The sequence below is a fragment of the Nocardiopsis sp. NPDC006832 genome (assembly GCF_040635885.1).
Lineage (GTDB): Bacteria > Actinomycetota > Actinomycetes > Streptosporangiales > Streptosporangiaceae > Nocardiopsis.
On sequence record NZ_JBEYLC010000096.1, the window covers coordinates 1 to 15058 of the forward strand.

A 15058-nucleotide genomic window follows, 5' to 3' on the forward strand; every position below is an offset into this window, starting at 1 on the left:
ACAGCGCCTTCTCCTCGAACTGGCGTGGGAGACGTTCGAGCGCGCCGGAGTAGCCCCCTCGTCGCTTCGGGGAACCCCCACCGGAGTGTTCGTCGGGGGGTGCTCCTTCCACTACGAGGGCGACCTCGTCGACACCCCCGAGGAGCTCGCCGGGCACCTGCTCACCGGCAACGTGACCAGCGTTCTCTCCGGACGTGTCAGCTACACCTTCGGTCTGGAGGGGCCGGCGGTCACCCTGGACACCGGATGTTCCTCGGCGCTGGTCGCGATGCACCTCGCCGCGCGGTCACTGCGCTCGGGCGAATGCTCCATGGCGCTGGCCGGTGGCGCCGCCGTGATGTCGACCCCCGGTGTCTTCGTCGAGTTCAGCAGGCAGCGCGGACTCTCCCCGGACGGCCGATGCAGGTCCTTCGCCGCGGGAGCGGACGGCACCGGTTGGTCGGAGGGAGGCGGTCTGGTGCTCCTTGAGCGGTTGTCCGACGCCGTCGCCGCCGGACACCCCGTCCTCGGAATCCTGAAGGGGACCGCCGTCAACCAGGACGGAGCGAGCAACGGCCTCACCGCCCCGAGCGGACGCTCGCAACAGCGGGTCATACGGGCGGCTCTCACCGACGCCGGGTTGGCGCCCGAGGACGTCGACGCCGTCGAAGGACACGGCACCGGAACGGTCCTGGGAGATCCCATCGAGGCCAACGCGCTCATCGAGACCTATGGGCGCGGCCGCGACGCGGGGAACCCGCTGCTGCTCGGATCGGTCAAGTCCAACATCGGACACACACAGGCCGCGGCAGGGGCGGCGGGCGTGATCAAGATGCTGCTCGCCCTGGAGCGGGGTCGTCTGCCCCGATCCCTGCACATCGACACCCCCACCTCCGAGGTGGAGTGGGAGGGGAGCGGGATCGACCTGCTCACCGAGTCGGTCGAGTGGCGACGGGGGGAACGACCACGTCGCGCGGGCGTCTCCGCGTTCGGGGTCAGCGGGACCAACGCACACGTGATCCTGGAGGAGGCCCCCGAACTCGAACCCGCCCTCGAACCGGAGACGGACGACGTCGGTCCGGCCCAGGGGCCGACGCCCTGGGTACTGTCCGCCCGCACCCCCCAGGCCTTGCGGGCGCAGGCGGGTCGGTTGCGGGATCGCTTCGCGCGCGGCGACGAGGACGTCCGGGACATCGGTTACTCGCTGGCGACGACCCGCAGCTCGTATGAACACCGGGCCGTCCTCGTCGGTCGGGGGAAAGAGGAACTCCTCCTCGGGCTGGAGGGCCTGGAGACCGGAGCGATCTCGCCCGACCTCGTCACCGGTACCGCGAACGAGTCGCTCGCCCCGGTCTTCGTCTTCCCCGGCCAGGGATCGCAGTGGTCGGGTATGGCCAGGGACCTGATGGAGTCGTCGCCGGTCTTCCGTAAACGGGTGGAGGAGTGCGCCGACGCCTTCTCCGGGCTCGTGGAGCGTTCGCCCCTGGACGTGCTGTGCGCGGACCCCGGCCGAGCGATGGAGGACCGGGTCGACGTGGTCCAGCCCGCCCTGTTCTCCGTCATGGTCGGGCTGGCGGAGCTCTGGCGTGCCTACGGGGTCGAGCCCGCCGCGGTGATCGGGCACTCCCAGGGTGAGATCGCCGCGGCGTGCGTTTCCGGCGCGCTCACCCTCCGGGAGGCGGCTCGTGTCGTGGCCGTCCGGGCCCTGGCCCTGCGGAACCTGTCCGGCCACGGAGGAATGCTCTCCCTGGGGCTTTCCGCGAAGGACACCGAAGCCCTGATCGGCCGAGCCGGCACGGGCCTGTCACTCGCCGCGGTGAACAGCCCCACGGACACGGTCGTGTCCGGAGACCCCCGGGCCCTCGAAAGGCTGCGCGTTCTCGCCGAGGGACGCGGCGCCCGAGCCCGAATGGTGCCGGTGGACTACGCCTCGCACTCACCCCAGGTCGAAAGCGTGCGCGAACACCTGCTGGAGCGGCTCGGCCGCATCGGCCCGACCGTGTCCGAAGTACCGATCATCTCGACGGTGACAGGGGAGCGCCTGGACACCGAGACGATGGACGCCGGCTACTGGTACGACAACCTGCGCGGCACGGTGAACCTGGAGGGGGCGGTCGAGACCGCCCACCGTGACGGCCACCGGATGTTCGTCGAGATCAGCCCGCACCCGGTGCTCACCCTGCCCGTGCAGAAGATCCTTCCGGAGGCCGCCGTTCTGGGCACCCTCCAACGGGGGGAGGACGGCAACCGGTCCTTCTTGTTGTCACTGGCCGGGGCCCACACCGCGGGCGCCGACGTCGACTGGTCCGCCGCCTTCGACGTCACGCGGGCCGACCGACTCCCGCTCCCGACCTATGCCTTCCAGCGGCGCAGGTTCTGGATGCCCCCGCGCCGTCCCGCCACCTCCGAGTTCGGCAGGATCCTCGACAACCGGCACTACCGGCCGCGATGGACGGCGGTTTCGGCACTCTCCGGTTCTCCCACGGGCCGGTGGCTGCTGGTGGCCGGCCACGACACCGACACCGCTTCGCCGGCCGACGCGCTGACGAGGGCCGGAGCGGAACCGACGAGGGTGGAGTTCGATCCCGCCCAGGGGAGTGGACCACTCGCCGCGCGGCTACGCGAGATCGCCGCCGAACACCCCGTCGGCGGAGTTCTCTTCCTGCCCGGCACGTCGGACGGATACGAGGGCGAGGTCCCGGTTCCCGTCCAGGCCGCGGTCTCCGTTCACCGGGCCCACTCGGAGGCGGGCCTCACCGCTCCTCTGTGGTACCTCACCAGCGGGGCCGTATCGGTGTCCGGGGAGGAGACGAACCCGGTGCGGACCGCGCTCTGGGGCCTGGGGGTGTCCTTGGGCGCCGAGCGCCCGGACACGTGGGGCGGGACGGTGGATCTGCCCGATCGGCCGGAGCCCGGAGAGTGGGACCGCGCTGTCGCCGTCCTGGCCCAGAGCGAGGAGCGGCAGTGCGCCGTGCGCCGATCGGGCACGTTCGTCCGGCGTCTGTCGTCCCACCCCGAGGGCACGGTGACGCCGTGGAGCCCGGAGGGGACCGTGCTCGTGACCGGCGGCCTCGGCGGTGTCGGCGCTCAGGTGGCCCGTTCGCTGGCCAGGGACGGAGCCGAGCACCTCGTCCTCGTGGGCCGACGCGGCATGGACTCCCCGGGCGCACCGCGGCTACGGGAGGAACTGACCGAACTGGGGGCGCGGGTCACCATCGAGGCCTGTGACGCCTCCGACCGGGACGCGCTGGACGCGGTCCTCGCGGCCATCCCCGAGGAACGGCCGCTGACGGCGGTGATCCACGCCGCCGGAGTCCTGGACCCGGCGACCGCGGACAACCTCGGCCACCGGCAGTTGGAAAGTGTGCTCCGGGCCAAGGCCACCTCCGCGCGCCACCTGCACGGACTCACCCGGGACCTACCACTGTCCGCCTTCGTCATGTTCTCCTCGATCGGCGCCCTGTTCGGCACCGCCGGACAGGCGAACTACACGGCGGCCAACGCCTACCTCGATGGACTGGCCGCGCATCGGCACTCCCTCGGTCTGCCCGCCACGTCCGTCGCTTGGACGGTCTGGAGCGACTCGGGAATGGTCGACGCCCGAACGGAGCGGTGGTTCGGGGAACGCGGCGCGCACCCGATGTCCTCCGAAGCCGCCTACGAAGCGATGTGCGGGGTCGTCGGCTCGGGTGACCCGCTCGCGGTCGTCGGCGACATCGACTGGAACCGATTCGCCGCCCCCGGCGGCGTGGTCGAGCCCACACCGATCCTCGACGACCTCGTCGAAAGCGACCGGACCCAGGACGACGACCTCGCCGGATCGGTGGCCTCGCTCCCACGCGAGGAGGCCCTGGCGGAACTGGGCCGACGGGTCGCGGATGCGGCGGCGGCCGTGCTGGGACACGACGGGACCGACGTCGTCGTCAGGACCGGTCAGCTCAAGAACCTCGGTTTCGACTCGGTGACATCGGTGGGCCTGCGCAACCGACTCGCGGCGATGACCGGCCTCCGGTTGCCGGTCACGCTGGCCTTCGACCACCCCTCCGTGGACGCCATCGCCGAGCACCTCTACGAACGGTTCGCACCGGATCCCTCGGGCGCGGCCGTGGCCGAACTGGAACGGCTGGAACACCTGATGGAGGCGGACGGCGACGACCGGGTCCGATCCGCGGTGGTGGAACGCATGCGTTCGCTGCTCTGGAGGTGGGACCGCCAGGGAACGGACACCGCCGGGGAGACGGCGGGCGACGCCGACGAACTGCGAGACGTCACCGACGAGGAGATGTTCGAGTTGCTCGACAACGAACTGGGAAGCGCATGACTGCCAACGAGAGCAAGTTGCGGGACTACCTGAAACTCACCACCGCCGAGCTCAGGACCGTCCGTCGGCGTCTGCGCGAGGTGGAGGAAGGCGCGTCCGAGCCGATCGCGATCGTCGGTATGGCCTGCCGATTCCCCGGTGGTGTCCGGTCTCCCGAGGACCTGTGGGACGTGGTCGAGTCCGGCAGGGACGTCGTGACCTCCTTCCCCGCGGACCGCGGGTGGGACCTGGAGGGTGTCTTCGACCCTTCGGGGAGCCGCGAGGGGACCACGTACTGCGACCAGGGCGGCTTCCTGGAGGACGTGGCGCTCTTCGACGCCGGGTTCTTCGGGATCTCTCCGCGTGAGGCCACCTCCATGGACCCGCAGCAACGGCTCTTCCTCGAAACCTGCTGGGAATCCCTGGAACGGGCGAGGATCGTGCCGGAGAACCTCCGGGGAAGTCGAACCGGCGTCTACCTGGGAGCCACCGACCACGACTACGGCAGCGACGTGCGTCCCGCCCCGGAGAAGCTGCGCGGAAACCTGATGATCGGTCGCTCCGGGGCGGTGACCGCGGGCCGGGTCTCCTACACCCTCGGGTTGGAGGGGCCCGCCCTCACGATCGACACCATGTGCTCCTCGTCCCTGGTCGCCCTGCACACGGCGGTCGCCGCCCTGAGAAGGGGCGACTGCGACCTGGCGCTCACCGGCGGCACCACGGTCATGTCCACTCCGGAGGGGTTCATCGAGTTCAGCGCCCAGGGGGCGCTCTCCCCCGACGGTCGCTGCCGGTCCTTCGGGGCCGACGCCAACGGAACCGGCTGGTGTGAGGGCATCGGCACGGTGGTACTGGAGAAGCTCGGCGACGCCCGCCGTAACGGCCACCCCGTACTCGCGCTGGTCCTCGGTGGCGCGGTGAACCAGGACGGGGCCAGTAACGGCCTGACCGCGCCCAATGGGGAGGCGCAGCGCCAGGTGATCAAGCAGGCACTGCGCGACTCCAGGGTCACCGCGGACGAGGTCGACCTGGTCGAGGCGCACGGTACCGGGACCACGCTCGGCGACCCCATCGAAGCGCATGCGCTGCTGTCCACCTACGGGCAAGGACGTCCGGAGGACGGGCAGCCGCTGTGGCTGGGATCCCTGAAGTCCAACCTGAGCCACAGCGCCGCCGCCGCGGGGATCGGTGGGGTCATCAAGACGGTGATGGCGATGCGCCACCGGACCATGCCCCGGACACTGAACGCCTCGCCTCCCTCACCCGCCATCGATTGGTCGACGGGCAGGGTGGAGCTCCTGCACGAGAACCGCGAATGGACCGTTCACGGCCACCCCCGACGCGCGGGGGTCTCCGCGTTCGGTGCCAGCGGAACCAACGCCCACGTGGTCCTGGAAGAGGCGCCCGCAGCGGAGGTCGACGGCGAGGACGGCGCACCGACCGCTGTGGAGGAGGAACCGAGCACCCCGGCCGTCCTGGGGCGGAACCCGTCCCTTCCCCTGGTGCTGTCGGCCAAGACGGAGGGTTCCCTGCGCGGCCAGGCCAAGCGACTCGCCGAGGCCATGAAGGAGCGACCGGACCTCTCCCCGGCCGACGTGGCCTTGTCCCTGGTGACCACTCGTACCCCCTTCGAACTCCGGTCCGTGGTGGTCGGGGCCGACCGCGCCGAACTGGTCGAGGCACTGGAGGCCCTCTCGCGGGGGGACGAGCAGGAGGGGGCGGCACACGGTAGAGCCGCCGCCGTCACCGCCGGTCCGGTCTTCGTCTTCCCCGGTCAGGGAGCCCAGTGGCCCGGAATGGCCGGTCGGCTCGCCGAGGAGTCCCCGGTCTTCGCCGCGGAGCTTCGAGAGTGCGCCCGCGCCCTCCGACCGTGGGTGGACTGGCCGGTACACGAAGTGCTGTTCGACAAGGACGGTCACGCGGGCGGGGTGGACGTCGACCGGGTGGATGTGATCCAGCCCGTCCTGTTCGCCGTCATGGTCTCTCTGGCCAGGACCTGGGAGGCGTGCGGAGTCGCACCCGCCTCCGTGGTCGGGCACTCCCAGGGTGAGATCTCGGCGGCCTGTGTCGCGGGCGTCCTGTCCTTGGAGGACGCGGCCCGAGTGGTGGCGCTGCGCAGCAAGCGCATCCGCACCATCACCGGGGACGGGGGGATGCTCTCCGTCGCGCTGCCACGGGCCCGGGCCGAAGAGCTGCTCTCATCCTGGCGCGGACTCTCCGTCGCCGCGGTCAACGGCACCGGTTCCGTGGTGGTGTCCGGTAACGCGGACGGCCTGGACGAACTCGCCGCGGAGCTTGAGGGTCAAGGCGTGCGCACGCGTCGCGTCCCGGTCGACTACGCCTCCCATTCCCACCATGTCGAACGGATCAAGGAGGGGATCCTCTCCGACCTCTCCGGTTTGTCCCCGCGTCCCGCGCGGATACCCCTGCACTCCACGGTCACCGGCCGCCCCATCGGGGACGATGTCATGGACGCCGACTACTGGTACCGCAACCTCCGAGGCACGGTGGAGTTGGACGCCGCCGTGCGCGGCCTGGTCGAAGCCGGTTACTCCACGTTCGTCGAGGTGAGCCCGCACACCGTGCTGCTGCCCGCCATCACGGAGACCCTGGAGGACGAGGCACCCTCCGGGAAATTCCTCACCGTCGGTTCGCTCCGCAAGGAGGACGGAGGCGCCGACCGATTCCTGACCTCGCTCGGGTCGCTGTACGCGCACGGGGAGTCGGTCGATTGGGAACGGGTCCTGGCCGGTTCCGCCGGAACCGCGGTGGACCTTCCGACCTACGCCTTCCAACGGCAGCGTCACTGGTTGGAGGCCGAGGACACCGGTGAAGCGGCCGCACCCGCCGACGTCGGTGGGGACTTTTGGGACATCGTCCGATCGGCCGATCCCAAAACCCTGGCCGAGGAGATCGGTATCGACCCCGAGGCCTCCTTCCTGGACGCGGTGCCGGCGCTCGGCAGGTGGTACGAACGCCGACAGACCGGGGCGTCCATCGAACGGTGGCGCTACCACCAGACCTGGAATCCGCTTGCGGAGCCCGTCTCACCCCGGCTGCGGGGGCGCTGGCTCGTACTCGTGCACGAGCACGGGAACACGGATCCGATCCATGCCGAGGTCACCGATCTGCTGCGCGGACACGGGGCCCGGGTCGAGGAGGTCGTGATCCCGGCCGAGGGGGCCGATCGCTCGGCGCTGTGCACTCTGTTCAAGGAGACCGCCGAAGGCGGAGTCCAGGGGATCGTCTCCCTGCTCTCCCTGCAGGAGGGACACCACCCGGACCACCCCGGACTCCCGAGGTCGGTCGCCTCCGCGTTCTCCTGCATCCAGGGTTTCGCCGACTCCGGGGTCGACGCGCCGTTGTGGATGATCACCACGGGAGCCGTCGCGGTCAGTGGCGCGGAATTCGTGAGCCACCCCGAACAGACGGCCGTGTGGGGACTGGGTCGTGTGGCGGCCCTGGAGTTCCCGGACCGCTGGGGAGGACTGGTGGACCTCCCCGGGCAAGGACTGACGGACACTTTGGGATCGCGCTTGGCCGCGGTCCTCGGGGGCACGGGGGAGGACCAGGTCGCGCTTCGCCCGGCGGCGGCCTACGGGCGACGCCTCACCCGAAGCACCGTCGACCGGGGACGGCCTCGATGGACTCCCGGCGGTACGGCCCTGTTGACCGGCGGTACGGGTGGGGTGGGCGCCCAGGTGGCCCGCTGGCTGGCCGAACTGGGCGTGCCCCGCCTGGTGCTGACGTCCAGACGCGGACCCGGCGCGCCCGGGGCGTCCGAACTCGAACAGGAGTTGCGGGCGCTGGGCGCCGAGGTGGAGATCACCGCGTGCGACGCGGGTGACGCGACCGCGCTGGCCCACATCAAGGAGCGGTCGGCCAAGGAGGGATTCCCCGTCCGCACGGTGTTCCACATGGCCGGCGCGGGCGTGCTTCGCGGCCTGGCCGACACCGATGTCGAAGAGTTCGCGGAGACCACCCACGCCAAGATCGCCGGCGCCGACGCCCTGGACCAGGTCTTCGGCGAACCAGGAGAGCTCGACGACTTCGTCCTCTTCTCTTCGGTTTCCGCGGCCTGGGGGAGCGGAGAGCACGGCGCGTACGCCTGTGCCAACGCCTATCTGGACGGCTTCGCGGAGCGCCGCCGGGGCAGGGGGCTGGCGGCGCGTTCCGTGGTCTGGGGGATCTGGTCACCCGACGAGGGCGGGGGTATGGCCGCCGATCTCGTCGAGGAACAACTGCGCAGCAGGGGCATCCCCTTCATGGACCCGAAGGCCGCGCTAGAGGGCTTTCACCGGGTCCTTGGGGGCGGGCCCGTCGTGGAGGTCCTCGCCGACGTGGACTGGAGCCGCTTCGCGCCCGTGTTCACCATGGCCCGACCCAGCCCTTTGATCACGACGGTGCCCGAAGCGCGCGCGGCACTCCTGACGGAGGAACCGAAGGAGGCCGCGGCGTCCTTCGGGTCACTCGCGGACCGCCTCGTCACCTTGGGCCCGGCTCAACGGGAGAGGGAACTCTCGGACCTGGTGCGCACCCAGATCGCCGCCGTCCTCCAGTACACCGGCCCGGACGACGTCGACCCCGAACGCGCTTTGCGAGAGCTCGGGTTCGACTCTCTGACCGCGGTCGACCTGCGGAACCGACTGGGAGGAGCCACCGGGCTGCGACTCCCCGTGACGATCGTCTTCGATCATCCCGACGCCGACTCCCTCACCGCCCACCTGGACGGGCTGCTGGTCCCCGACCCACGAGGAGACGTGGAAGCCCCTCCGGGCCGGGAGCCCGAGGTCGGACTCGACGACCCCGACGAGGTGAACGACATGGACATCGACTCTCTGGTCCGGTTGGCGCTGCAGAACGAGACCGATGAAGGTGTGAAATGACCGAGAACAACGAGCAGTTGGTTTCCGCGCTGCGCGCGTCAGTCCGGGAGAACGAGAGGCTGAAGCAGGCCGAACGCGAACCGATCGCGATCGTCTCCACCAGTTGTCGCTGCCCTGGCGGGGTCACCTCCCCCGAGGAACTCTGGAACCTCGTCTCCCGTGAGGAGGACGCGGTCGGGCCCCTGCCCACGGACCGTGGTTGGGACCTCGAACGCCTCTACCACCCGGACCCGGAACACGAGGGCACCTCCTACGTGAACTCCGGTGGCTTCCTGAAGGACGCGGGAGGCTTCGACCCGGACTTCTTCGGTATCGCCCCGCGCGAGGCCGAAGCCATGGACCCGCAACAGCGTCTGCTGTTGGAGACCTCCTGGGAGGTCTTCGAACGGGCCGGGATCCTTCCGCGTTCCCTCAAGGGCACCCCCACGGGCGTCTTCCTGGGCGCGGCCTGGCAGGGGTACGGCGAAGGCTGGCGCGAACTGGAGGGAAGCGTCCAGGGACACCTCGTGACGGGGATGTCCACCAGCGTCATCTCGGGACGCATCGCCTACACCCTGGGCCTGGAAGGCCCCGCCATCACCCTTGACACCGGGTGCTCGTCCTCCTTCGTCGCCCTGCACCTGGCCATTCAGTCCCTGCGCCGCAAGGAGACCTCGCTCGCCGTGGTCGGTGGCGTGGCGGTGATGTCCGCTCCGATCTCCCTCATCGGCTTCAGCCGGCACAAGGCCCTCGCCAAGGACGGTCGTTGCAAGGCGTTCTCCGCCGACGCCGACGGAATGGGTCTGGGGGAAGGCGCGGGAACCATCCTCCTGGAGAGGCTGTCGGACGCTCGACGCAACGGCCACCCCGTCCTCGCGGTGGTGTCCGGTAGCGCCATCAACCAGGACGGCGCCAGCAACGGCATGGCCGCCCCCAACGGTCTGGCCCAGCAGAGGGTGATCCGCCAGGCGCTCGCCGGCGCACGTCTGGACCCCGGTGACGTGGACGTGGTGGAGGCCCACGGGACCGGGACGGGCCTGGGCGACCCGATCGAGGCCGAGGCGCTCATCGCCACGTACGGCAGGGACCGCGACGGCGCCCGCCCGCTGCACATCGGATCGCTGAAGTCCAACATCGGCCACCCCCAGGCCGCCGCGGGCGTGCTCAGCGTGATCAAGATGGTCGAGGCCCTGCGGCACGGTGTCCTTCCCCGGTCGCTTCACCTCGATGAACTCACGTCCAAGGTCGATTGGTCCGAAGGCGCGATCACCCCGCTGGTCCGCTCACTGCCGTGGCCGGAGACCGAGCGGGAGCGCACCGTGGGGATCTCGTCCTTCGGTGTGAGCGGCACCAACGCCCACGTCATCCTCCGTGAGGCCCCCAAGGCCGAGGAGATTCGGGAGTCGGTCGACCCGCGGACCGTCGCTTCCTCCGCCCTTCCCTGGGTCCTGTCCGCCAGGACGGAGACCGCACTGCGGGACCAGGCCGTTCGTCTTCGCGACCGGTTGAGGGACGAACCCGACCAGGATCCGCTCGACGTCGCCTACACGCTCGCCACGGCTCGGACCGCTTTCGAGCACCGTGCCGCGGTGGTCGCCACGGGGAAGGACGACCTGCTCAAGGGGCTGGAGGCCATCGCGCAAGGCGACCCCTCCGACCTGGTGTGCCGGGGCAGGACGGGGCAGCGGCGCAAGCGCCGTGTCGTCTTCATGTTCCCGGGTCAGGGCTCGCAGTGGTCGGGGATGGCACGTCGCATGCTCGACGAATCCCCGGTGTTCGCCGGCCGGATCGCCGAGTGCGAGCGTGCCTTCTCCGACCACGTCGACTGGTCGCTTGAGGAGCTGCTGCGAACCGAGGACGAGGGCTGGATGGAACGGGTGGACCAGGTCCAGCCGGTCCTCTTCGCCGTCATGGTCTCCCTCGCCGCGGTGTGGCGTTCGCTGGGCGTGGATCCGGACGCCGTGGTCGGTCACAGCCAGGGGGAGATCGCCGCCGCCTGTGTGAGCGGGGCGCTCTCACTCGAAGACGCGGCCCGAGTGGTGATCCTGCGCAGCCGTTCCCTGACGCGTATCGCGGGAAGCGGGGGCATGCTGTCCGTCGGCCTCCCGGCCGAGACGGTGCGCACCGAACTGGACCGATACCCGGAGCTCGCCGTCGCCGCCGCCAACGGTGCCTCCTCCGCCGTCGTGTCCGGTCCCGACGAGGAACTGAACCGACTCGAACGGGAACTGGGCGCGGAAGGGGTCCGGACGCGACGCGTCCCCGTGGACTACGCCTCGCACTCGGCCGCCGTCGAACTCCTGCGGGAGGAACTCGCCACGGCCCTTGCCCCGGTGCGACACCGTGACTCCCAGGTCCCCTTCTACTCGACCGTCCTCGGGGCTCCACTGGAGCTGTCCGCGGAGGACACCGACTACTGGTACCGCAACCTTCGCCGGACGGTGGAGCTGGAGAGCACGACCCGGAGGTTGGCGCGTGACGGCCACGACGTGTTCGTGGAGATGAGCCCGCACCCCGTTCTGACCCCGGCCGTGACCGAGACCCTCGATGACGAGGGGCGCCTGGACGCGAGCGTCGTCTCAGACAGCCTGCGTCGTGAGCAGGGCGGGCTCGACCGGCTCATGAACTCGCTCTGCGGTCTGCACACCCAGGGTGTGCGGGTGGACTGGGAGGCTCTGCTCTCCGGGGGGCGCGTCATCGACCTGCCCACCTACTCTTTCCAACGGCGCCACTACTGGCTCGAAGCACCGGTCCGCGGAGTCGGCATCGGGTCGGAGACCTCGTCCTGGCGATACGGGGTCGCGTGGAAGCGCACCGACCTCACCGCTTCGCCCGAGCTCGCGGGACGGTGGCTGATCGCCGTGCCCGCGGGGTCGAGGGATTCGTCCCTGGTCACGGATGTGCTGGGCGCCCTCGACGGTCACGGAGCACGATGCGAGGTCCTCGAACTCGTTTCGGGTGAGGACCGCGCCGCCATCGCGGAGCGCCTGCGCTCCGTCGAGGCTCCCGTGGGTCTGCTGTCCCTGTGCGCGCTGGAGGGGGACGCCGTCTCCTCCTCCGGGCGCAGCCTGGGACTCACGCTCAACAACGCGTTGGTACAGGCGTGCAACGACATCGGTGGTGACGTGCCGTTGTGGGCCGCGACCTCCGGCGCCGTCGCGGCGCACCCGGGGGAGACCGTCTCCGAACCCGAACAGGCCACCACCTGGGGGCTGGGCCGAATCGCGGCGACGGAACACCCACAGTTCTGGCGAGGACTGATCGACCTGCCGGAACGGCTCGACGACTCGGCCGCGGAGAACCTGGTCGCCCTCCTCGCCTCCGGTTCCGAAGAGCCGCAGGCGGCCGTGCGCGGAGCCGGTGTGTACGTTCGACGACTGGTCCGGGCACCCGACGTCGCGCGCTCCTGGCGACCCGAAGGCGTCGTCCTCGTCACCGGTGGCACCGGAGCCCTGGGTGGCAGGGTCGCCCAATGGCTCGCCGACAACGGTGCGGAGCACCTCGTGCTGCTCAGTCGCAGTGGTCCGGCCGCCCCCGGGGCCGATCGCCTTCGGGAGGAACTCACCGCCAAGGGCGTCCGCGTCTCCATCGTCGCGGTGGACGCGTCCGACCGCGACGCCCTTTCCGCCGCCCTGGACGGGTTGCCCGACCTGAACGCGGTCGTCCACACGGCGGGGGCCCTCGACGACGGTCTGATCGACGGTCTCACCCCGGAACGGTACGACACCGTGCTCAGGCCCAAGATCGCCGCGGCCCGTAACCTGCACGAACTCACCAGAGAGCACGATCTCTCGGCGTTCATCCTGTTCTCCTCGCTCGCGGGCACGCTCGGCGGCCCCGGCCAGGGGTCCTACGCGGCGGCCAACGCCTACCTCGACGGTCTCGCGCGCCACCGACGCGACCAAGGACTCGCGGCGACGTCCATCGCGTGGGGGGCGTGGGACAGCGGAGGCCTCGTCGATGAGGAGACCTCCGAGCGGCTGCGCCGCGGCGGTATACCCGCCATGCCCGCGGAGAAGGCCGTCGACGCGATGGCCAAGGCGGTCGGAAGCGGTGACGTGTGCGTCGCCGTGGCCGACATCGAGTGGCGTCTCCTGCTGGACTCGTCGCCATGGACCAAGGACCTTCCCGTCCTGGGCGAGCTTCCCGAGGTCCGGGAACGGGACCGGGCGGCGGCGGACGAGCGGGTGGACGAAGAGGACGACCGCTGGCTCGGTCTTCGGGGAGAGGAGCGTGACCGGGAGCTGCGGCGCCTGGTCACGGCGGAGGTCGCCGCGGCCCTGGGGCACGACCCCGCCGACCTGGAGACCGATCGGGCCTTCCGCGATCTGGGATTCGACTCCCTGACCGCGGTCGACCTGCGTAACAGGATGGCCTCCGCCACCGGTGTCGGTCTGCCGGTCACCCTCGTCTTCGACTACCCCACCGTCGACGACCTGGTCCGTCACCTCTCCGAGGAGCTGCCCGGCGGAGCCGGGGAGGACGTGCCGGAGCCACAGGAGCAGGCCCCCGTCACGGCGGAGGACCCGATCGCGATCGTGGCGGTCGGCTGCCGGATGCCGGGAGGGGTGAACACTCCCGAGCAGCTCTGGGACCTCCTCAAGGAGGGCAGGGACGTGGTCGGCGACTTCCCCCGGGACCGTGGGTGGGACGTCGACGGCCTGTACGACCCCGACCCCGACAACCCCGGGACCTACTACGTCCAGGGGGGCGGTTTCCTGCAGGACGCCGGGGACTTCGATGCCGGGTTCTTCGGTATCTCCCCGCGTGAGGCGCTCACCATCGACCCCCAGCAGCGGTTGCTGCTGGAGACGTCCTGGGAGGTGTTCGAACGGGCGGGGATCAACCCGCGTGACCTGAAGGGCAGTCGGACCGGCGTGTACGTCGGCGCCAGCTACAACGACTACGGCTCCCGGGCCGCCGGTTCCAAGGAGCACGAGGGGTACCTGGCCCTGGGGAGCGCGAGCAGCGTCGTCTCCGGTCGGGTGTCCTACACGTTCGGTTTCGAGGGGCCGGCGATCACCGTGGACACGGCGTGTTCGTCGTCGTTGGTCGCGCTGCACCTGGCCACACAGGCGTTGCGCAAGGGCGAGTGCTCGATGGCACTGGCCTGCGGGGTCGTCGTCATGTCCACCATGGACACGTTCGTCGAGTGGAGTCGACAGCGCGCCATGTCCCCCGATGGGCGTTGCAAGGCGTTCTCCACCGACGCGGACGGGGCCGGTTGGGCGGAGGGGGTCGGTGTCGTCCTCCTCGAACCACTGTCTCGTGCGCGTGAGCGGGGGCATCGTGTGCTGGGTCTGGTGCGTGGCAGCGCGGTCAACCAGGACGGCGCGTCCAACGGCTTGACCGCTCCGAACGGTCCTTCGCAGCAGCGTGTGGTGCGGGCGGCTCTGCGTGACGCGGGTCTTTCGGCGGATGACGTGGACATGGTCGAGGCGCATGGGACGGGAACCCCTTTGGGTGATCCGATCGAGGCCGAGGCGTTGCTGAAGGTCTATGGGCGTGAGCGTGAGCGGCCGTTGTGGTTGGGATCGCTCAAGTCCAACATCGGTCACACCCAGGCCGCTTCGGGTATCGCCGGTGTCATCAAGACGACGCTCGCGCTGCAGAACCGCGTCATGCCGAGAACACTGCACGCCGAATCGCCCTCGGAACTCATCGACTGGTCTCCCGGGGGGCTCACGTTGCTCAACGAGCAGGTGGAGTGGCCGGTCGGGGATCGGCCGCGTCGTGCGGGTGTCTCCTCGTTCGGGGTTTCGGGGACCAATGCGCATGTGTTGTTGGAGGAGGCGCCTGTGGTGGAGGCGTCTGTTTCTGAGGCGTCTGTTTCTGAGGTGCCTGTTTCTGGGGTGTCGGTGGTGCCGTGGGTGTTGTCGGGTCGTGGTGTGGGGGGTTTGCGTGGTCAGGCGGG

General features: G+C 70.4%; 3 protein-coding genes. All 3 read left to right on the plus strand.

The window, feature by feature from the left end; genetic code table 11:
- Positions 1–4300: SDR family NAD(P)-dependent oxidoreductase (locus tag ABZ717_RS27140; RefSeq protein WP_358515624.1), on the plus strand; the 4300-nt coding region annotated here is incomplete at its 5' end.
- Positions 4297–9165 carry a type I polyketide synthase gene (locus tag ABZ717_RS27145; RefSeq protein WP_358515627.1) on the plus strand — a complete coding sequence of 1623 codons (4869 nt, stop codon included), beginning with the start codon at positions 4297–4299 and terminating at the stop codon, positions 9163–9165. The genes ABZ717_RS27140 and ABZ717_RS27145, both read left to right, overlap by 4 nt.
- Positions 9162–15058 (plus strand): type I polyketide synthase (locus ABZ717_RS27150; RefSeq protein ID WP_358515630.1); only part of this gene is annotated, 5897 nt, incomplete at its 3' end. The genes ABZ717_RS27145 and ABZ717_RS27150, both read left to right, overlap by 4 nt.